At 49.8% G+C, this 20,072-nt stretch carries 19 protein-coding genes, 1 tRNA gene and 1 pseudogene; 16 read left to right on the top strand and 5 right to left on the bottom strand.

The window, feature by feature from the left end; genetic code table 11:
• Positions 1 to 40: 40 nt before the first annotated feature.
• Positions 41 to 490, top strand: a complete 450-nt coding sequence (locus tag DQX05_RS16245; protein ID WP_119794587.1) for a hypothetical protein — start codon at positions 41 to 43, stop codon at positions 488 to 490.
• Positions 491 to 555: 65 nt separating this feature from the next.
• On the opposite strand, the gene DQX05_RS30890 is transcribed toward DQX05_RS16245, so the two are convergent.
• Positions 556 to 723, bottom strand: a complete 168-nt coding sequence (locus DQX05_RS30890) for a hypothetical protein (RefSeq protein WP_182914787.1) — start codon at positions 721 to 723, stop codon at positions 556 to 558.
• A gap of 695 nt (positions 724 to 1,418) precedes the next feature.
• Positions 1,419 to 3,332, bottom strand: a complete 1,914-nt coding sequence (locus DQX05_RS16240; RefSeq protein WP_397335583.1) for an S-layer homology domain-containing protein — start codon at positions 3,330 to 3,332, stop codon at positions 1,419 to 1,421.
• 688 nt (positions 3,333 to 4,020) lie between these two features.
• Here DQX05_RS16240 and DQX05_RS16235 point away from each other — a divergent pair.
• The 14 genes and pseudogenes from DQX05_RS16235 to DQX05_RS16165 form a co-directional block, all read left to right on the top strand.
• Positions 4,021 to 4,182: pseudogene (locus DQX05_RS16235) on the top strand (VOC family protein); the annotation flags it as partial.
• Positions 4,183 to 4,404: 222 nt separating this feature from the next.
• On the top strand, positions 4,405 to 5,535 hold the full coding sequence (locus DQX05_RS16230; protein WP_119794585.1) for an amidohydrolase/deacetylase family metallohydrolase: 1,131 nt from the start codon (positions 4,405 to 4,407) through the stop codon (positions 5,533 to 5,535).
• Positions 5,489 to 6,601, top strand: a complete 1,113-nt coding sequence (locus DQX05_RS16225) for a DgaE family pyridoxal phosphate-dependent ammonia lyase (protein ID WP_119794584.1) — start codon at positions 5,489 to 5,491, stop codon at positions 6,599 to 6,601. The genes DQX05_RS16230 and DQX05_RS16225 overlap by 47 nt, the downstream gene beginning before the upstream one ends.
• A complete protein-coding gene (gene dagF / locus DQX05_RS16220; RefSeq protein ID WP_119794583.1) occupies positions 6,594 to 7,349 on the top strand; it encodes a 2-dehydro-3-deoxy-phosphogluconate aldolase in 756 nt (251 codons plus the stop codon). The genes DQX05_RS16225 and dagF overlap by 8 nt, the downstream gene beginning before the upstream one ends.
• Complete coding sequence (locus DQX05_RS16215) at positions 7,342 to 8,370, top strand: sugar kinase (RefSeq protein WP_119794582.1); 1,029 nt, start codon at positions 7,342 to 7,344, stop codon at positions 8,368 to 8,370. The genes dagF and DQX05_RS16215 overlap by 8 nt, the downstream gene beginning before the upstream one ends.
• A gap of 39 nt (positions 8,371 to 8,409) precedes the next feature.
• Positions 8,410 to 9,123, top strand: a complete 714-nt coding sequence (locus DQX05_RS16210; RefSeq protein ID WP_119794581.1) for a GntR family transcriptional regulator — start codon at positions 8,410 to 8,412, stop codon at positions 9,121 to 9,123.
• Positions 9,124 to 9,435: 312 nt separating this feature from the next.
• The gene (locus DQX05_RS16200) at positions 9,436 to 9,696 is read left to right on the top strand and encodes an HPr family phosphocarrier protein (protein ID WP_119794579.1); all 261 of its coding nucleotides are present in this window, start codon (positions 9,436 to 9,438) and stop codon (positions 9,694 to 9,696) included.
• Between the two features lie 88 nt (positions 9,697 to 9,784).
• A complete protein-coding gene (locus DQX05_RS16195; RefSeq protein ID WP_182914785.1) occupies positions 9,785 to 11,680 on the top strand; it encodes a BglG family transcription antiterminator in 1,896 nt (631 codons plus the stop codon).
• The gene (locus DQX05_RS16190) at positions 11,673 to 12,035 is read left to right on the top strand and encodes a PRD domain-containing protein (protein WP_182914784.1); all 363 of its coding nucleotides are present in this window, start codon (positions 11,673 to 11,675) and stop codon (positions 12,033 to 12,035) included. The genes DQX05_RS16195 and DQX05_RS16190 overlap by 8 nt, the downstream gene beginning before the upstream one ends.
• Before the next feature lie 15 nt (positions 12,036 to 12,050).
• Complete coding sequence (locus DQX05_RS16185) at positions 12,051 to 12,416, top strand: SFCGS family glycine-rich protein (protein WP_119794576.1); 366 nt, start codon at positions 12,051 to 12,053, stop codon at positions 12,414 to 12,416.
• 6 nt (positions 12,417 to 12,422) lie between these two features.
• Positions 12,423 to 12,761 carry a DUF4312 family protein gene (locus DQX05_RS16180; protein ID WP_119794575.1) on the top strand — a complete coding sequence of 113 codons (339 nt, stop codon included), beginning with the start codon at positions 12,423 to 12,425 and terminating at the stop codon, positions 12,759 to 12,761.
• Between the two features lie 47 nt (positions 12,762 to 12,808).
• Positions 12,809 to 13,597 carry a DUF4311 domain-containing protein gene (locus tag DQX05_RS16175; protein ID WP_119794574.1) on the top strand — a complete coding sequence of 263 codons (789 nt, stop codon included), beginning with the start codon at positions 12,809 to 12,811 and terminating at the stop codon, positions 13,595 to 13,597.
• A 1-nt stretch (position 13,598) separates the two neighbouring features.
• The gene (locus tag DQX05_RS16170; RefSeq protein ID WP_119794573.1) at positions 13,599 to 14,249 is read left to right on the top strand and encodes a DUF4310 family protein; all 651 of its coding nucleotides are present in this window, start codon (positions 13,599 to 13,601) and stop codon (positions 14,247 to 14,249) included.
• Positions 14,250 to 14,538: 289 nt separating this feature from the next.
• Positions 14,539 to 14,625 (top strand) — tRNA-Leu (locus DQX05_RS16165).
• A 948-nt stretch (positions 14,626 to 15,573) separates the two neighbouring features.
• Here the strand turns inward: DQX05_RS16165 and DQX05_RS16160 are convergent.
• The 3 genes from DQX05_RS16160 to DQX05_RS16150 form a co-directional block, all read right to left on the bottom strand.
• The gene (locus tag DQX05_RS16160; RefSeq protein ID WP_119794572.1) at positions 15,574 to 16,182 is read right to left on the bottom strand and encodes a TetR/AcrR family transcriptional regulator; all 609 of its coding nucleotides are present in this window, start codon (positions 16,180 to 16,182) and stop codon (positions 15,574 to 15,576) included.
• Between the two features lie 18 nt (positions 16,183 to 16,200).
• The gene (locus tag DQX05_RS16155) at positions 16,201 to 17,052 is read right to left on the bottom strand and encodes a CPBP family intramembrane glutamic endopeptidase (protein ID WP_259392042.1); all 852 of its coding nucleotides are present in this window, start codon (positions 17,050 to 17,052) and stop codon (positions 16,201 to 16,203) included.
• A gap of 434 nt (positions 17,053 to 17,486) precedes the next feature.
• The gene (locus DQX05_RS16150) at positions 17,487 to 18,455 is read right to left on the bottom strand and encodes a LacI family DNA-binding transcriptional regulator (RefSeq protein ID WP_119794571.1); all 969 of its coding nucleotides are present in this window, start codon (positions 18,453 to 18,455) and stop codon (positions 17,487 to 17,489) included.
• A gap of 126 nt (positions 18,456 to 18,581) precedes the next feature.
• Here DQX05_RS16150 and DQX05_RS16145 point away from each other — a divergent pair, with 126 nt between their 5' ends.
• Positions 18,582 to 20,015: a glycoside hydrolase family 1 protein gene (locus tag DQX05_RS16145; RefSeq protein ID WP_182914783.1), complete on the top strand. Its 1,434-nt coding sequence runs from the start codon at positions 18,582 to 18,584 to the stop codon at positions 20,013 to 20,015.
• Positions 20,016 to 20,072: the final 57 nt, after the last annotated feature.

The following is a 20,072-nucleotide window of genomic DNA, read 5'->3' as shown; positions in this document are numbered from 1 at the left end:
TATACTCCTAATATATTACATCAGAAGGGAGTTTTACCGTTTGAAAAAAGTTCTTCGTAATTCATTAGCAGCTTTCTTAGTTCTTGCATTTACAGTGGTGCTCTTTACGCCACAAACAAGTTTTGCAAAAGCAAGTGAAAATTTCGAATTCAAAATCCATGAGGAGGGTTATGCAGAAAATTCAAAAGGACGTAAATTCAAAATCACATTTGATAAACCAGCAAAAAATGTACACTTTGGTGCCGTCTTAGACGACGCTTATAGGGTTAAATTCCCGGAAAGAGTAAAATTTCGACTCGAAACAAAAGACGGAAAAACTGTTTTTCAGTACAAAACATTAATTTTCTCTGAAATAGGAGATAGAGACTACACTACTAAATATACTAAAAACATTGATCCAGGTACTTATCATGTTTATATTGAACAAGAAACATATGGTAAAACTTCTGTAGAAGGTAATGGTTTTGTTTATTACGATTACGTTAAATAAAATATTGAAACTGCAATCCCCCGTTAGCATACCTAATGGGGGATATTTTATTTACTTTTAATCAATCAGTATAGCGATATATCTTCATCCATCTCTGTCCAATACTCATCACCCATGCTGTCACATACACGGATATCAACGCCGAATGGCCCTTCCTTTGCGTCGATAATCTCAATACGCCGCGTCACGCTGCCCTGTTGCCCAATCAAATCTTCTCTTTTGCGTTCGTTCATTGGTTTCACCCTTTCTGATCATAATAAAAAAGCACCGGTTAGGGTGCTTGCGATAAAAGTAAATTAAATTTATCTATCTGAATCATTAATTGATAATTTGTTGTTCCTTCTCATCCTGATATTTGACAGTTTTTTTGTTAGAGATAACTCTAGAATTTGCATCATATCCGCTCTTAGTTGACGCATTAACAATTCATCATCAGCATCATTATCAGGGATATCATCTGTGTAGTATTTCTCTCGTGTCAATCAATGAATCCATTACAAGTTGCATAACCTTCTCCAGACAATATCCTCCACAAACTACAGTAGACTGATCTTCTTGAGTATTATTTTTTGGATTAGCATTTCTACCATACCACAAACCACCTGTATCAACTTCCTCCCCACAAACAAACAACGTTTTATTCCTTCGCCTTCAAACCATTCATCTTTATATGCTTTACTCAATCTCAATCTGTTATAGTCTCTTACTAGTGTTTCAATAAAGTCATCAGTAATCGCATCGCTTGGTGGGAAAATAGAAATATACTTGCTCCACGATTCTGGCGGTCAGTAACGCCGGAGTTGTTCAGACTAAACAAAAAGAAACACACTCGGACAGATGTTGACTGTGTGCCCTGCCCATCCCTTAAAGGGATGGGCAGGGCACATCCGTCTTTAATCCCACGATGAAAACCGTGGGCTTTCAGTCGTCAATTAGTGTAATTACTAAATAAATGAAGCGACCGATAAATCAGCGCAGCACATTCCGCACGTGTCAAATATCGCTTAGGTTTAAATGTATTATTTGGATATCCGGTGATCACTTTCTCAGCGGATAGGGCGGCCACTTCCGGCTTAGCCCAGGTAGCAATTTGCTTGGCATCCTTAAAGTTAATATCAACAATAGGAATATTTCCTTTGTAAGCTGCATTAGCAATCATCTTAGCCGCTTGTTCCCGAGTAACGGGATCTTGTGGCCGGAATTCTTTGTCACTGAAACCATGAGCTATACCATTTAACACGGCCGTTCCAAGCTCTGGAACATACCACGATGTACGCTGTATATCCTCAAAAGTAAGAAATACATCCGAGGCTTTCTCTAACTCTAAAGCCCGGACAAGCATGGAGGTAAATTCAACGCGAGTCACTTCCCGGTCTGGCTCAAATTTAGATTCAGACACGCCCTTGACGATTCCCCGTTCGTACAATGCAAGGATTTCATTTTTGGCAAAGGATTTGTCGATGTCACTAAACCCAGGCTTATTGCCACTACCACTAGCATCAGGAGTTTCATTATCTATAGACGGTACTATTTCCTCATCTGGCAGACCCGGCTGCGCAGGGATAATTCCACCATTGCCCGATCCCCCCGACGACGGCACACGCAAAGTTTGGCCAATAGCAGTCTTAGGCTCTGTCTTATCACCGACACTGTTTTCCATCCAAACCTCGAATTTGTAAGATTGATCCTCTTTCAAATTGCGTGCTGTGAACACCTTTTCCTTACTTCGATGCAGCTCTTTGCCGCCACTTGCATAAACAAAAATTTCGTTAGTAAGCGGGCTGTCAACCTTAACCGTTAACGTGTGCTGCGTAGAATCAATAACCGATACCTCAAAAATAGAGGATGGTAACGTGACGAATGAAGGAACCGGCGTGGCCTTACCTTCACCTACATCATTGACCGGGATGATTGTCCAGTCATCATATTCCTTCGCACTCTCCAGTCCGCCGATCTCTTTCTCCGTTTCTGGAGCAGTAATGATTCCGACTACATTGCCTTCCCCATCAATTACTTTGTACCAGTCCGCTCCATCCACTGGTTTAATGTTGATCACTACGAAGTGCTCGCCGCGATCACCAATCGTAACCGACTGACCGTCCGGATCGTCTGGATCAACGCTGAAGTCCGCCGGAAGGGTACGCTGCGTAAAGCCGGATTTTTTACCTTCACCTGTATCGTTTTCAGCAGCCACAAAGACTTTAATTGTTTCCCCAGGCTTTAAATCTGTAACCGTATAGCTGGTTTTTTCCGTCTCGCCAATTTGTTCACCGTTATTATCGTATATCGCATATTTATTTGCACTGATAACTTCGTCCCATGCCAGTGTGAATTGATCGGATTTGATATCCGCAAGGTGTAAATTGCCTGGCTGAGCCGGAAGCGTTAAGAACGCTCCCTTGATGGCCTCACCATACCCAGACGCATTACCGGCAATCACTTCCGGCTGATAGAGAGTACCGGCATTCAAGTTAGTAAGAACAATTTCGGTTCCGGATATCTCAAAATATACTGCGTCAGTTACTGTCATTTGGTACTTGTCCGCTCCCGGAACTGGATTCCAACTGAGTTTTGCACTATTTTCCTCTATATCGCTGATCACCAAACCTTGCGGTTTGTCCGGCAGTGTGCTGATTTCAACCTTACCGGTCATACCAGCTCCGCTCCGATTTTCAGCATAGACCTCAAAGATGTAGCGACTTCCGGGTTCCAATGAAGTTACCGTGAACTGCCTTGTTTCGGCGGACAATTCTTTATCCTCCATGCCGTTAACCAGCAGCACGTAGTTCTCTGCTCCGCGTACAGCATTTTTTATAGATAAAGTCACTTCGTCTTTACCGATCTCATTTACAGTGTTCTCAATTTCATACTGATATCCATCCCCAAAAGAGCGGACTTCACTAGATCTTTAGTGATGCAAGAGGAATGGATTATTGATGGCTATTACGGAAGTACGTTAGACATTCGCCTGCAGGCTGCCCGGAGTCCATCGATTGGGAATTTCTCAAGTACGGCTGGAATTTTCGAAGGGATAAACGAGCCGGAATTATAGAGAAGCTAAAAGCTATTCGCCAACTAGGAAGATTATAATCATCAGGAAATCGAAGGAAGCAAGCTTGATGTTAGAGGCAATACGGGTTTGTGACTAAGCTATTTCGAAGAAAGTGAAGCGGGAGTACCTTGAGTTTCCAACACAAATATGAATGAATACGAGATGATGGAGGATTTTAGTTACCCTATTAGCGACAACCGAAATCGGGATATTTTACTGGACGCTATACGAGGCAGAGATGCCTTCAGGGCTATATATTCATTATGAATGCAGTGGGAAACATCAGCAATATGGCCGGCACCGCATGCAGGGTTGCGCATCGGGATTCAAGCGACGTGACGGGTTGAAAAGGACAGGGCAACGAGTCTCCGCGCAAAAGTTATCGCTTGCATGAATGTGTTACGATAAACAAGGAACAAATATCCAGAAAAGGATGTGTGCCTTGTGAAACTGAATCATCTCAATCTCACGGTCACCGACGTTCCATATCGGCTTCATCCAGGAGAGCGAAGAGAAGGTGAACGAGATGAACCGGCGGCTGAAGGAAGACGGCTTCAATGTCGCGCAACCGAAAAGATTGCATGGCTGGACATTTTATGTGAAGGCCCCGGGTGGGTTCACCGTCGAGGTGCTCGCTTGATAAGCCGTTTCGTCCCTTAGCCCTTGTGCGCCGCGCAAGGGTTTTTTGACGATATTGTGGCTTGGGGCAGTTACAGGGCGGCATGTTGACGGAAATTCAAACATTATAACGTTATATTGACGAAGGCGAAGTGCAGTGCTACGATGAGACCAAACATTATAATGTTTGGCTTATCGACGATAAGTAATTATTTCCTTCATTATTTGAAATGAGGTGAACAACTTGACCGAGCGGATCGTCCTGCGCGGCCTCAAACGCGTGGATGGGACGTATATGGATCTGGTCGTCGAGGACGGGATCATTGCCGGCATTACGGAAGCGGGCGCCAGTCACGGCGGCGATATTATTGATTATACGAATACGGAAACTTATGTATCCAGCGGCTGGATCGATCTGCATGTCCATGCCTTTGAAGAGTTCGATCCTTATGGCGATGCGATTGACAAGATTGGCGTGGAGCAGGGCGTTACGACTGTCGTCGATGCCGGAAGCATGGGGGCGGATCGGATTGGAGATTTGAGGGCGAAGGCGGAACAGGCTGCTACGAATGTGTTGGCGCTGCTGAATATTTCCAAAATCGGGCTGAAACGCACGGATGAGCTGTCTGACCTTGCCTGGATCGATCCGGTTGCGGTGCGGGAAGCCATAGCGGAACATAATGATTTTATCGTCGGGCTTAAAGCGCGAATAAGCCGGAGCGTCGTGCGTGATTGCGGCATAGAACCGCTCAAGCAAGCGCGCGCCTTGTCGGACGATACAGGACTTCCCGTCATGGTACATATCGGGTCGGCCCCTCCTGGCATTGAAGATATAATTCCTTATTTACAGCGGGATGACGTGATTACCCATTACTTGAACGGCAAAGCGAATAATTTGTTCCGGGATAATGGAGAGCCGCTTCGGGTGCTGACCGACGCGATAGCACGCGGCGTGCATCTTGACGTTGGGCATGGGACAGCCAGCTTCTCGTTCATGGTAGCAGAATCCGCCAAGCGGCATCGTATTCCGTTCCATACGATCAGCTCGGACATTTACCGCAGCAACCGGCTGAATGGCCCAGTATACAGCTTGGCCCGCGTCATGTCGAAGTTCCTGTATCTGGGTTATTCCCTGGCAGAGGTCGTCGCGTCTGTGACGGTTAATGCGGCGGATTGGCTCAAAAAGCCGGAGCTGGGCCGGATACAGGTAGGGGATCAGGCCAATCTGACGCTATTCCAAGTGCGTAACGAACCGGTTGAGTTGACGGATTCGGATGGCGATGTCCGCATCGGACAGCAATATCTTGTAGCTAAGGGAGTGTTTGCAAATGGCAAGTACGTTGCATGTGAAGTACGGACTGAAGCGCGTCATTAATGCCAGCGGCCGCATGAGTATTCTAGGCGTGTCTGCGGCGACGGACACGGTGATGGAGGCGATGAAGATCGGCGCGCAGAGCTATGTAGAAATTGCCGATCTCGTCGATAAGGCAGGCAGCTATGCCGCTAGGCTCATCGGTTCCGAAGCGGCCGTTATTGTGAATTCGGCATCGAGCGGAATCGCGCTGTCGGTTGCGGGCATCGTGACGCAAGGGGAGCGCCGCCGCAGCCTTCGCCTGCATCAGGATCCGATCGAGAAGAACGAGATTATTATTCTGAAAGGCCACAATGTGCAATACGGCGCTCCCATAGAGACCATGGTCTATCTGGGTGGCGGCAAGCTGGTGGAAGTCGGTTATGCGAATGAAGGCAGGGCCGAACATATCGAGGACGCGATTCATGAGAAGACGGCGGCTATTCTCTATGTGAAATCCCATCATGCTGTGCAAAAAAATATGATTTCGGTCGAAGAAGCGTGGGAAGTGGCGCAGCGCAACCGGGTGCCGCTCGTCGTCGATGCGGCTGCAGAGGAAGATTTGCAGAAATATGTGAAGGTATCCGATCTGGCGATCTACAGCGGTTCGAAGGCGATCGAGGGACCGACGACGGGCATCGTGGCGGGCAAGCGGCAGGCCGTGGAATGGGTGAAGGCCCAACTGCACGGCATCGGACGGAGCATGAAGGTCGGCAAAGAGTCGGTATTCGGATTGCTGCAGGCATTAGACGAGTATATGGTGAAGGAAGACAAGAGCGAGCAGGAGAAAGAGATGCTTGCTAAGCTGATGCCGCTGAATAAACTCGAAGGCGTCACGTGTACGATCGTTCAAGACGAAGCGGGCCGGGCCATATACCGTGCGCGAATTCAGATCGATTCCGCTCTTGCCGGCACGACGGCTGCAGACGTCGTAGAAGGCTTGAAATTGGGAGAGATTGCGATCTATACGCGCGACTACGGGGCAAGACAAGGCTATTTCGATATCGATCCGCGCCCGCTCATGGGGGACGACATCGACGTAATCGCGTCACAAATTCGTAAATTAGCGGGAGGAACTGCTCATGTCTAAGATGGATAAACGGTTGTACAAAGGACGCGCGGCGCTGAATGTGCTCGCCAACAGCGTAGAGAATGCGAAGGAAGTGTTCGATGCGGCGGAAGGACATGTGCTGGTCGGCGTCCTGTCCAAAAACTATTCGACTGTCGAAGCGGCCGTCGAGGCGATGAAGGAGTACGGTGCAGCGATTGACGAGGCCGTATCGATTGGACTCGGAGCCGGCGACAATCGCCAAGCGGCAGTAGTCGCGGAGATCGCGAAGCATTACGGGGGGACGCACATTAATCAGGTATTCCCTTCGGTAGGCGCAACCCGCGCCAATCTCGATGGCAAGAACTCCTGGATCAACAGCTTGGTTTCGCCTGCCGGGCAGGTCGGTTACGTCAATATTTCAACAGGTCCTGTAAGTGCCGAGCAAGCGGATCAAGCGGTCGTCCCGATCAAGAGCGCTATTGCTCTGGTGCGTGATATGGGCGGCAATGCGCTTAAATATTTTCCGATGAATGGCCTTGCTTGCGAGGACGAACTGCGCGCCGTGGCGAAGGCATGCGGTGAAGAACGCTTTGCGCTGGAGCCGACCGGCGGAATCGATCTGGACAACTTCGAAGCGATTCTCCGCATCGGTCTGGAAGCGAACGTGCCGATCGTCATTCCGCATGTCTACTCTTCCATCATCGATAAGGCAACCGGCAAGACGAAGGTTGAGGATATGCGCGTCTTGTATACGACAATGAAGAAATGGGTCGATTATTATGCCTGATTGGACGCCCAAAAAGATCGCGGCCTTCGGAGAGGTGATGATGCGGTTGAGCGTGCCTGGAGTGGAGCGGTTAAGCCAAGCCAGCCGGCTCGATTATTCGTTCTCGGGCACGGGCGTCAATGTCAGTTCGCAGCTTGCCCGCTTCGGGCATGAGGCCAATCTGGTATCCAGGCTGCCGGAAAATCCGCTGGGCGAAGCGGCAGAGTCTCAACTGCGGAAGCTCGGCATCGGCACGGCTTATCTTGCCCGCGGCGGGAAATATATAGGAATGTACTTCTTCGAAAAGGGGTTCGGGGCGCGCCCGGGGCGCGTCACGTATACGGATCGGCTCGGAAGCAGCTTCAATACCGCTCCGGAAGATGCGTATCCGTATGCCGATATCGCGAACGGGATCGACGCCGTTCATTTCTGCGGCATTGCCTTGGCGATGAACGATGGCGTCCGCCGCCATATGAAGGCATTGGCAGCCGCCGTCAAAGCTGCGGGAGGGCTCGTCATCTTCGATTGCAACTACCGCCCGGCGCATTGGGGGGAAGGCGGGCATGTGAAGGCCAAGCCCCATTATGAGGAGATGCTGCAGCTTGCGGATATCGTCATGATGAACGAAAAGGATGCGATGCTGACGCTGAATATGAAGAGCGGGAAGACCGGGCGGCGGGAACAGGTGGAGGAATTGATTCCCCAGGTGGCCAAGCAGTATAATATTTCCGTCATCGCAGGCACCCATCGCACGATTGTGGACAGTCACACGCATTCGCTGCAGGGCTTTTTGTATAAGCGGGACTCATTTTATTATTCGGAACCGTTAACCTTCGCGGTACATGATCGGATTGGCGCGGGGGATGCCTATACATGCGGCATCATGCATGGAGAATTCCGCGGCTTCCCGCCGGAGCAGACGGTAAGGTTCGCCGCCGCCTCCAGCATGCTTGCGCATACGATCGAAGGCGACACGCCGATGGCGGCCGAGCAGGAAGTGATGCGGGCGATGGAAGAGTCCGGGATCGACGTCGAGAGGTAAGGGGAAGCACAGCAAGTAAGGGAAAGGCAGGCCGTAGTCTTGAAACTGTCACGGAACAAACGTCCTTTGTATGTACAAGTAAGAAATATTTTACGCGAGCGCATTTTGCACGGCGTCTATCCGCTCGGCACGAATATTCCGTCAGAGCCTCAGCTGGAAAAAGAATTCCAGGTCAGTAAAATAACGGTACGCAACGCCATCATTGAACTGGTGCAGGAAGGGTATGTAGAGAAAAGCAGCGGAAAAGGCACCAAGGTCATTCGCAATACGTCCGCCTCAAAGCTGTCCAAATGGAAGCGGTTTACGGAAATTTTGGTCGAGGAGGGCCACCGGATTCATAAGCGGGTCGTGAGGGCGGAAGTCATCCACGCAGAGGAGGGAACCGATCCTTGCCGCTTGTTCGGGGCAAGCTGCCTATGCATCGAGCGGGTCTATGATCTTGACGGTTCGCCGTATATCCACTTCACTCATTATTTGTCGCATCAGGCCGGAGCGCTCGATCTGTCGGAACTGGACGGGCAGTCGCTGTATGAATGGCTGGAGGAGCAGGATACCGAACTCGGCCAGTATAAGGACGAGTTCGCCGTGGCGACGGCCCCGCCCGCGGCCAGGGCGGTGCTAAGCGTAGGAGCGGACGTGCCGCTCTTGCGGCGCTCCCGGTATTCTTATGATGTGAACGGTACGCTAATCGAATATAGCGTAGGGTATTATCATACGGCTCTTCATTCTTATGTCGTGAATTACGACGGCTAATAGGGCTTGGCGTTGCACGCCTTGAGGTGGATGATGGAGTCAGGCAGAAGCCGCTCAACTTGCTGGCATCGGGCAGCGGGACGGAGCGGCTTCTGTCTTTTTGTTGTCCGTCCCGGGATCTTCCTCTTCACGCTCCAGCGCTTCATCCGCGCCTCTCCGGAGATGTTCAATTTGCCTCCCGATGAACAGTGCAAAAGGTTGAATCTTGGCAGCGGCTTGGATGTGCGATACCGTTAAAGCAGGGAAGAAGAACATATCGTGGCGGTTGCGAACTCATTGACAGATCAAGACTGCGCACAGGAGGGACACATAATGGATAAGCAGGTCACGATCGTGAATCCGCTGGGGATTCATTCCAGGCCAGCCGGAGCGTTAATGAAACAAGCAAAAGCGTTTCCATGCGATATTCGGCTCCTTAAAGGCGAGAAGGCGGCCAACGCCAAGAGCATTGTCGGCATTTTGTCATTATCGCTCCAGCAGGGCGATCAGGTCATTGTCGAAGCGAATGGCGAGCAAGAAGCAGAAGCGGTAGAGGCGCTCGCGGCCGTGCTGGAGTCGATATTGGAGGCATGATGGATTCGTGCCGCTAGCAGGCGATAAGGAGTGATGCGGTATCGCACTGTCAACGCGTTCTCGCAGCTTGCTTAAGAAGTTGATGTTCGTGAATACGCCGCTCCACATTAAAGAATTGGCCGCCATGTATGAGGTGAGCGAGCGCTCGATCAAGTACGATCTGGAAGCGATTCGCATGTGGCTGAAGGATCAGGGGATGTCGCTGCATTCAAGTCCAAGCAAAGGGATATGGCTGGAATGCGGCCATGCGGCGCAGACGGCGCTGCTTCATAGGCTGGATGAAGCGGGTGAAGGCGTCTTCATTAGTCAAGAGGAGCGGATGGCCTGTCTCATGCTTGATTTGCTGCTCGGCGATGAACCAATCCCTATTGGGCGGTTCTGCACACGGTATGATGTCACCCGCAATACAATTGTGTCGGATGTGGCGCTGGCAGAGAGCCTCCTCGCGGAACATCGACTTGCGATCGAGCGTACGCGGCGGGGCATCAAGCTGAAGGCTGGCGAGCAAGAGCGGCGTGCTGTATTGGAAAGCGTTATTTATGTGCAACTGGATCAAGCCGATATGCTGCAGATCGTTCAGGGCGTTGCGCTGCGGAGAAAGCCGGACACGTTCGCCGTCTATGTGTTGGATCGCTTGCTTGAGTCCGTTGTCGACGTGAATATGCTATTCGTGATGGTAGCGAACATCGTGCGGGATATCGAGCGGGAGCTTGGGGCAACATTGTCTGATCGTGTCATGATCGGGGTTTTTATCCGGCTGTGCATTGCGATTCAGAGATGCCGATCGGCAAGCGGTTCAGCTTACCCGCTTCCTGCGGATTGCGCCGACGCCCCGCAGATCAGACTGATGATTCATTCTATTATTCGAACGAGACTGAAGCCATTATCGGAACGGTATCCGATATCCTTTACGGACGGCGATTTGTGGTTCATCGGCTTGCAAGCGGAAGGGCTTGCCGCTCCGCAAGCTCAAGCGGGACAACAAAAGCCGCTTCCCGATGTGTATATGCTCACGATGGAGTTGATTCGGCATGTAGAGCGAGAGATGCAATTCCCGCTCCAAGACAATCCGGATTTGTTGAACAGTCTGTTCGCACATATGTCGAGCCGCATCTCAAAGCATAGCCTAGGGGTTGCCGATCCGAATCCGTTGACGAAGGATGTGATGTTGAAGTACAAGACGATGTTCCGGCATGTCAAGGCGGCGTGCACGAACGTGCTCCGCGAGCATCAGATCTTTCTTACCGATGGGGATATTGCGTTCATCGTGCTGCATTTCCAGACGGCGTATGAGCGCCGAATCGATCAGCACAGGTGGAGAGCGCTGGCAGTGTGCGGTACAGGAAGGGGAACGGCCGAGCTGCTCACCACCGTTATCGAGAGCGAGTTGAAGCATATCCGATTCGTCGCCACTTGCTCGGTAATGGATGTCAACAAGGTGCTGCAGAACATTGAAGTCGATTTGATCATTAGCAACTTGCCCGTTGCGGCCGAAGTTCCGGTCGTCGTCGTTCATTCGATTCCGGGAACCAGGGATGTCGAGGCGATTCGAATGCAGCTTGGCCGATTGAATCGCGGCACGGCACGCACGGAGCGCGGTGGGCATATCTTCGGCGATGCGAAGGCGCACCCTTCGTGTGATGCGAGGCTGGAAAGCCGCATTCGCGATGTGATCTATGCGGGCTATGAATTGTCAATAGCTGTCATCGCGCGCTTCAAGCGCTATCTGTCGCGGGAGCGGGAGGAAGGACTGCGGCTTCACCTTATGTTAATGGTGAACCGCGCGGCATGCGGGCGCTCCTTCGCGGTTAGCAGGGAGCTTCCGATATTGGATGAAGCGCAACGGACGATGAAGGTTGAGATTGAACAGATGCTTAAAGAACGAAATGTAAGCGCTTCAGAGGAAGAGATTTTTGCCATATTGAGATATTTGGAACCGTGTAACGACAACTTGAATGATGGAGAGCGATCAGCAGATGGATAGAGTCGAACGAATACTTCAGGAAATTCCCGCCAAGACGAAGGCAGACCAAGACGAACTGGGAGAGCTGCGGCCCATGCTGTACTGCCTGCTGGCAGATAGTGAACGGATCGGCTTGCCGCTGACGGATGACCGCCTGCTCGTCATTGCCATCCATTTGCTCGGGTTCGCGCGCAGGCTGAAGCAAGGAGAGCCGCTGCCCGAGCTGGAGGAATCGATGTTGGACGAGGTTAGTCCGCAACTGGTACAGCTGAGTCACCGCACGCTGCGAAGTTACGGGGAGCTCGCAGAGGAAGCAATTGATGATGCGGAAGTTTTTTATTTGACGGTTCATTTCGAAGCTGCCAGGAATCAATAAGAAAGGGTGAATACGATGGAGAACAAAGTGAAAGTCGTGATTGGAGATCGTCTGGGCAAAGGACAGCAAGTGGCGAAGGGAGTAGAGGCGGCCGGCGGGGAAGCGATCCTCATCCCGGGCGTAGGGGCGGATATGAAGGTCGGCGACGTGATGCACGCGGAGCAGGCGGACTTCGGCATTTCGTTCTGCGGCAGCGGGGGAGCCGGAGCGGTTACGGCCAATACGAAATATAAGTTTCCGATGGAGTTCGGCCTGCGTTCCATTGATGCGGGTATCACGGCTATTCGGGAAGGCAAGAAGGTGATTGGCTTCGGCTTCATGGATGTGGAGGAACTGGGCCGAAGGCTGACGGAAGCCTATATTCAGCAATATAGGGGGTGAGACGTCATGTTTCACGTATGGGAGCAGAAGATCGAGATCGAAGGGAAGGGAGATTCGAAGGCCGCAGCCTTCCAGCAGGCGCTCTCCGGCATAAAGAAGAAGCTCGCGCAGGAGATTCCCGATGTGCTGCTGCAGATTGAGCCGCAAAATGTCGAAGTGCTGTCGGCGAAGGAGGCACGTTATACGGAACGGTTTCTCGGGCTGTTTTTTCCGAGAGTGAGGGCGCGTTACGAGATTCGAGTTCGCATCCATATCAAAATCCGCGCCGTAAAGCTGGACGAAATTGCGTTCGAGCAGCAGACGGAATCTTTGTCCCCGCCCCAGCGCATTCTTCATTTGCGGTAGTATGGTAAGCGGCTTGCAAGCATTACATCCGAGTGGGGAGGATTCCGATGGAAACCGTTACGATTATTGTGGAATCTATCATTATCGGTCTGTTGGTCGGGTATGGCGTTGGGGCCGGGGCGGCGCGCATGTTCCACGCCCCGAAGGTGCAAGGAATGGGAGCGTTCCGCACTTTCGGCGAGTTGAATGCATGCGAAGGGTATCCAGTGGCACATTTCTCCTTCGGACTCGGCTTTCTGTTCAACGCATGGGCATCCGTTGTCGGTGCCGGCGGACTGACCCAGGATGTGGATCACCGCATCATTCCGAACTGGTCGGCCGCGCTCCTGATGATTCGCAATAAAAATGTGGAGGATACGCTGCACAATCCGAAAAAAATGGCGTATGCCGGAGCGCTGGTCGGCGCTATCCTTGTGCCTCTGTTGAATTCCACGGCCGCAGCCATACCGGCATCGTTGCAATCCGTTGCGACGCAAGTTCTGGTACCGGCGGCGAATTGGCTCATTAATCCGATCATGCCGATCGTGTTCTGGACCGCGGCAATGGACGCTGGCAAGCGTCCGGGCTTATGGGCAACTGTGCTTGGCGGATTCGCTCATATGATTATGGGCAATGCCGTGCCGGGGCTTGTTCTGGGGATACTGGTCGGCAAAGGCTTGGACGACAGCGGCTGGAACCGCATTACGAAGACGCTTGTTGCGGCGATTGTGCTATTATTCACATTGAGCGCCTTCTTCCGCGGCTTCGATATTCAACTCCTCCGCAGCTTGCATGTGGAGAACATTCCGCAATGGCTCATTGATCTGCACGCATTTTTCGGATCGGAGGTTCGTTAGCATGGAGACGGCAAAACAAGGCTTTTGGTATTCGGAATGGGCGTTCGTATGGTTTGTCGCCTGCTTGTCTTCCGGTATTTTTGCGGGGACGCATTTATATTATGTCTATCATGTGGGCGCATTCAACGATATTGCGATTGTGGCGCTGCTGGAGGCGGGCATGAAGGGCGGCAGTTATGGCGCGGCCGCAGCCTTCGGCGCCAGCTTCTTGTTCGCCCGCATTCTTGAGGGCCCGCTCGTTGGCATTTTGGATATCGGCGGCGCCTTGCAGACGGGTCTCGGCATCGGCGTCCCGGCATTGATGCTCGGGGCTGGAATTACCGCTCCGCTTACTTCGTTCCCGCTCGCGCTATTAACGGGAGCCGGGCTGGGCGCCCTCGTCGGTTCGGTCATTATTATGATCCGCAAATTTACGATCAACGCGGCGAATTCAACATTCGGCGCGGACGTGATGATGGGAGCAGGCAACGCCGCAGGCCGTTACTTGGGGCCGCTCATCGTCATATCGGCCGTCATGGCCTCGATTCCGGTCGGGATCGGCGCGACGATCGGAGCAGGCATTTTTTATTACTTCAAAAAGCCGATTGCCGGCGGCGCGATTATTGGCGCCATGGTTCTGGGCGCGCTATTCCCCATTGTTGCCGGTTCGTGACGTCTGCGTATGAAGGCAGTGTATCATTGAACCGGATGTCTCTCCAATGAACGGACAGCAATTCGCTGGGGAGAAGCGGGCAGGATGAGCGCATGAAGAGCTTCCGCTCAATGACGAAGAACCACGTTCTCCAGGCGTGGTTCTTCCCTGCTGTCCACAGGGTGACATTTTGACAGGGAAATAATTTTTACGTGTTCAAATGCTTGACATCAGATGTTAGATAGGATATACTAATGATTGTTGAGGCGATGATAACGGCTTTGACAGTAACATTACATAACATGCATATGCGGTCATGGCGGAATTGGCAGACGCGCTAGATTCAGGTTCTAGTGGGGTAACACCCGTGGAGGTTCGAGTCCTCTTGACCGCACCATACTTAACAATGATAGGTTTCTGATCTGCTGTTTCTGGCAGAGCAGGAACCTTTTTATTATTCAATATCTTTAAGCTGGGGCTCATTACCTGGGCAGAAGAAAGCTTGGAATCTAAATAAATGTAATTTTTATATTCGTTGCTATAAGAACCCAGCATACAGCGGGAGCGCGAACCCGTGAATCGGAGGTTTTACGAATCTTCCGAAGAGGCGATTACTCGCGACGAAGTCGCCGTGATCGTTCTGAACCTGCTGCAGAAGTCGGAATGGATAGAGAAGTAAATGGATTAATGACTTAGAAGGAGCATCCGGTAAACAGACAGACGTTGAACGACTAGATAATAAAGATTTGTCGTACCCCAATGTCAAGGACTTATACTTGGCCGATAAGATGATTGAGCTAGCGTGGCATACTCCCGGCAGGTGCGCGGATTACTTGCCAAGTTTGGTTATTCTGTACCCATGTATTTTGGAGCATGAGTAAACAATGTACCGGATGGGCGACATCGGCCGTTATGTGCCGGCGGGCAGCGTGCCTGATTTGGAAGCGATACGGCGCAGTCCTGGCGCGAAAGCTGCCAGACTGTAAACTACCTAGCTTGCTAGCGACGAAGTATCTGTCGCTGAGGGGAAGGGTAAGATTAACCGCCATTCGCTGTCACAGGTGAAGGAGTCACATGATTCACTGGCTTGTTGACGATCTGGCAGCAGGTCCTGAAGCGGGAGGACATCGGGGTGAACGACGAAAACCTATTGTTGAACGTGTAATCTTGTAGATGCCGGCAATAGAAACCGTTAATCAACCATCCTGGCCAGCTAACCAGGTGCAATCGTTGTGAAAAACCATCGCTAACCTAGCGATGGTTTTTGATATGCTCTGAGATCCGGGAATGGGATCATGTACTTGTCATCTGATACGTTGTACTAAAGTAAGTATCTTCTCATTTTTTAGTTGGGATCATCAATCGATATTCCCTTCAAAAGCAGTCTGATCGCCTTGACATGCAGGGCTGCATATTCTTCCCCGCTTAATTTTGGCATCGTTAGGCAGAGCTGAGTTGCGCCAGCCAATGTGGACATTACACCGAAACTCAACGTTTCGATATCTTCATTAATGAAAACGCCCTGGTCGATCCCTTTTTGTAGCACCTGTTTTATTGCACGGTAGGCTACATCTGTGATCTCTCTCAATGTAGCCAATGCTTCGGATTCGCTGGAAAGTGTTCTGGCATACTCTTCGAGCGCTTGGAGTAATGGACTTTCACAATCTCTTCCGAATAAATCAGCCATTTCAAGCAACTGCTGGCTGGGAGACTTGGATTGCTCGGCCAAAAGAAGCCACTTTTGTGACATTTGTTCCGAATGCTGGGTAAGCAATTGGAGAAAGAGCACCTCTTTGTTTTTAAAATGATGATACAAATTGCCTTTACTCATCTGTGTCAAGGCACATAAGTCGTCCATTGTAGCTCGATCATAACCTTTTTCAATAAATAACAACTTGGCATGGTTTAAAATAATCGTTTTTGCTTCTTCTGCCGGCAATCGCCTTCTGCTCATAAGATCCTCCAGGGAACCTTACAAACGGTTCCTTTTATGTTTGAAAAATTGAAAAGTGCTATATGAGATAACGATAGCAAAAATCCCAAAGAATGCAAACCTCATATCTAACGTGTGGCGGTAAACAATACTTTGCAGCCCCATGTTTTCCAAAGCCGATGATCCATATCCCCAAATAGATGTATTGAAAATGTTCGTGGCAAAATGAATCCCGATGGGAGCCGCCAATCCATTGGTGTGGTAAGCAACGATTCCCAGAAAGAATGCTCCTTGCAGGTAATACAACGGTCCAAAAATTCCGTAGTTTAGCATTTCGGGGTTAAGTCCATGGACCAGGGCAAATGTCAGGGAAGTGAGGAGGATGGACCAGAATACACCGCCTCTTAATGATCTGAACATACGGTACATATACCCTCTGAACAAAATCTCTTCAGCAGCACTTTGAATCAAAATCAAAGGTGCGGTAACAATGAGTACACCTACCCACGGAAGCGGATTGAAATGAAGCGTAAAGGCTTGAGGATGCACAGCGATATCGACAAGTAAATACAGGATAAGTGCCAATACGTACAGTGAAAAATAAATCGCAAATTTTCGGTAATTAGGCCTTTTACTTTCAAACAAAAATGCTCTAAAACGAATTTTGAAAAAATATCTGGTGACGATGCAGACTCCGAGAATTAGGAAAAAAAAGGACAAATATAGCGTGATCAAACTAGGTAATCCTGAGCGAGTAGCGGGAATTAAAGCATGAATTAGATTTAACCATAATAAAGTGCCTCCTTGCCAAATAATGAAAATGACGATAAACCCTGCTAAAGATTTGAAGCTGAATGGTATCGGCGGTTGGAGCCCATAATTCTTTTCCATGAAATGCACCCATTTCTCATTGTATTTACCGACTACATAGTCGGTAAATACAATATACTTATTCTAATATATGTCTGTCAACACAATGACAACGTAATAATCTGTAAGTCTGGAATTTGTATTACGCCAGCTCACACATGGTCATTGGTGATCGTGGGAGAACAGTTTTTTTGACGGTGTCCTTGCCCCTAAGACCCCTACGTTCTCCCGGCTATCGCCATCGTAATACGACCAGAAAAATAGGCCAACCAGAAATCTCTGGTTGACCTATTAACACGAAAATCCCTTTAACCCGCTCGCTCTTCCGGAAGCCGCAGCAGCAGTTCCAGGAAGACGGGAACAAGCGGCAAGGTTCGATAGCTCGATTATTGTTTGACTTGGTCTTGCATTCGTTCACACTATCATGAAGGGAGTTGCAAGTCCTGCCATATTGTTCAGGTTGTTTGACGCTCAACAAGCTGAAAACTTAACTTTGACTGTTCCAAGGCTTCCCCTCCAATTTGATTCCATAAATGATAGAAAGCATTCCATGCTTGCTCCTTGATCGGATTATGAATGGTCGTTATCCCCAGAGAGGCGGACAACTCGGTATCGTCAAAGCCAATAATGGCTAACTGCTCCGGGATGTCCAGATTTTGGCGGTGAGCTTCATTCAAAATGCCTGCGGCCACGTAATCATTAGAGCATAGGATTGCCTCGGGAACCTCTTTCATAGCGGAGAGGGAACGCCAAGCTTCCTCGCCGTCAAGCATGCCATAAACTTCATACCGATACCAATCGGATCTGACCGGCAAGCTCTGTTGCTTCATGGTCGATTCATACGCCAGCCTTCGACTTCTGGTGTTCAAACTGCCGGATCTGCCAAAAATATTCGCAATGCGCGTAAATCCTTTAGCCAGCAAGTGCTCCAGACCAAGCCTGTATCCTTCACCTTGATCCATTGATATGGAAGGAATCTGCCCTTTACGCATACGTTGCCAAGAAATGATCGGCCCATAGCGGCTGTAAGCGGATAGTTTCCCGGGATCATTTACGCAGGTAATAATCAATAAGCCATCTACCCGCTTGCTCCGCAGATCTTCGAAGGCCTGCATCTCTTTGGCTTTATCCCCTTGAGAAGTATAGATAATCGTCTGGAATCCATAACGCAAAGCAGCTTCTATAAAATGGTTCAAAAAGGAAATGGTAATCTCAATAAGGGATACGATGACAATCCCGATTTGATTGGTTCGGCCTATCGACAGCGCTACAGCATTCCGGTTGGGGGCGTAGTCAAGTTGTTCCATGATTTGTAAAATTTTTTCTCGCGTCTCTTTGTTTACATTTGGCGAATTATTGATGACTCTTGACACCGTTGCCCTGGAATAGCCGGAGAGTAACATGATCTGTTCAAACTTTGACATGTAAGTTTCCCTTTCTAAAAAGTTAAAGTTGACATGTAACCCGTTCCAACACTTATGATTTATTTGATTTAAGTCAAGGCTTTATCTAGTGTACCATAAAATCATAGATGGAACGGAGTGTAGCAAATGAACAAGAGCAGCGGGATCGAGATCAATTTCCCAAAAGATTTTTTGTGGGGAGGGGCTGTTGCGGCCAACCAACTGGAGGGCGCCTATAACGAAGACGGCAAAGGATTATCTACGCAGGACGTGAGCCCAAATGGACTTGCCGGCCCGATAACGGAAGCTCCTACACCTGACAATCTGAAGCTGGCAGGGATTGATTTTTACCACCGTTACAAGGAAGATATCAAGATGTTCGCGGAAATGGGTTTTAAAGTGTTTCGCACTTCCATCGCCTGGTCGCGGATTTTTCCAAAAGGCGATGAGGCGGAACCGAATGAAAAAGGTCTGCAATTTTACGACGATTTGTTTGATGAATGCCTGAAATACGGGATTGAGCCGCTAGTGACTTTATCCCACTATGAAACCCCTTTGCACCTTGCGAAAGAATACGATGGCTGGGTTAACCGGAAGCTGGTGGACTTCTATAAACACTATGTCACCACGGTCTTTCATCGTTACAAAGGAAAAGTGAAATACTGGCTAACCTTTAATGAGATCAACTCCATTCTGGAGGCTCCGTTTATGAGCGGAGGCATCTATACACCGAAAGACAAACTCAGCAAACAGGATCTGTATCAAGCCGTTCACCATGAGCTCGTGGCCAGTGCGGCGGCGGTCAAGCTCTGCCATGAGATTGATCCGCAGGCCAAAATCGGATGCATGATTCTGAGTATGCCTGCCTATCCGCTGACGCCGCATCCGGATGATGTTATTAAAGTGATGGAGTTCGAACATCAGAACTATTTCTTTGGGGATGTACATGCAAGAGGCGTCTATCCGGGATACATGAAGCGTTACTTTAGAGAGAACGGGATCGAAATTAAATTTGAGCCCGGCGATGAAGAAACATTGCTTCATACCGTTGATTTTATCTCATTTAGCTATTATATGAGCGTTTGCCAGACGGCTGATCCGGAGAAAAACGTAGCCGGTCAGGGAAATTTGTTCGGGGGCGTGCCCAACCCTTATCTGCCGGCCAGCGAATGGGGCTGGCAAATTGATCCTCAAGGACTGCGGGTAGTCTTGAACGCTTTCTATGACCGTTATCAAAAGCCGCTGTTTATCGTTGAAAACGGACTGGGAGCGGTTGATGAGTTGATTGTAAACGAAGCGGGAGAAAAAACGGTTGAAGACGACTACCGCATTCAGTATTTGAACGATCACCTCGTTCAGGTTGCGGAGGCCATTGCAGATGGCGTGGAAGTGATGGGGTATACGACCTGGGGCTGTATTGACCTTGTCAGCGCTTCGACGGCTCAGCTCAAGAAGCGATACGGCTTTATTTATGTAGACCGCCATGACGATGGCTCCGGCACGCTTGAGCGTTATCGCAAAAAATCTTTTTATTGGTACAAGGAGGTTATTGCCACTAACGGAAAAAGCCTAAAGCGTTGAGTCATTAGCAAAAGGCGATTAAGCTGGTTGGAACAGGCTTGTAAATTGCTCCTGTGG

The sequence above is a fragment of the Paenibacillus thiaminolyticus genome (assembly GCF_003591545.1).
GTDB lineage: Bacteria > Bacillota > Bacilli > Paenibacillales > Paenibacillaceae > Paenibacillus_B > Paenibacillus_B thiaminolyticus_A.
This window is presented reverse-complemented; position numbering and strand designations above follow the sequence as displayed.

Coding starts and splice junctions, on each gene's coding strand:
- DQX05_RS30890 (WP_182914787.1), bottom strand. CDS start 723: ATGAACGAACGCAAAAGAGAAGATTTGATTGGGCAACAGGGCAGCGTG.
- DQX05_RS16225 (WP_119794584.1), top strand. CDS start 5,489: ATGGCAAGTACGTTGCATGTGAAGTACGGACTGAAGCGCGTCATTAAT.
- dagF (WP_119794583.1), top strand. CDS start 6,594: ATGTCTAAGATGGATAAACGGTTGTACAAAGGACGCGCGGCGCTGAAT.
- DQX05_RS16215 (WP_119794582.1), top strand. CDS start 7,342: ATGCCTGATTGGACGCCCAAAAAGATCGCGGCCTTCGGAGAGGTGATG.
- DQX05_RS16200 (WP_119794579.1), top strand. CDS start 9,436: ATGGATAAGCAGGTCACGATCGTGAATCCGCTGGGGATTCATTCCAGG.
- DQX05_RS16190 (WP_182914784.1), top strand. CDS start 11,673: ATGGATAGAGTCGAACGAATACTTCAGGAAATTCCCGCCAAGACGAAG.
- DQX05_RS16185 (WP_119794576.1), top strand. CDS start 12,051: ATGGAGAACAAAGTGAAAGTCGTGATTGGAGATCGTCTGGGCAAAGGA.
- DQX05_RS16180 (WP_119794575.1), top strand. CDS start 12,423: ATGTTTCACGTATGGGAGCAGAAGATCGAGATCGAAGGGAAGGGAGAT.
- DQX05_RS16175 (WP_119794574.1), top strand. CDS start 12,809: ATGGAAACCGTTACGATTATTGTGGAATCTATCATTATCGGTCTGTTG.
- DQX05_RS16170 (WP_119794573.1), top strand. CDS start 13,599: ATGGAGACGGCAAAACAAGGCTTTTGGTATTCGGAATGGGCGTTCGTA.
- DQX05_RS16160 (WP_119794572.1), bottom strand. CDS start 16,182: ATGAGCAGAAGGCGATTGCCGGCAGAAGAAGCAAAAACGATTATTTTA.
- DQX05_RS16155 (WP_259392042.1), bottom strand. CDS start 17,052: ATGGAAAAGAATTATGGGCTCCAACCGCCGATACCATTCAGCTTCAAA.
- DQX05_RS16150 (WP_119794571.1), bottom strand. CDS start 18,455: ATGTCAAAGTTTGAACAGATCATGTTACTCTCCGGCTATTCCAGGGCA.
- DQX05_RS16145 (WP_182914783.1), top strand. CDS start 18,582: ATGAACAAGAGCAGCGGGATCGAGATCAATTTCCCAAAAGATTTTTTG.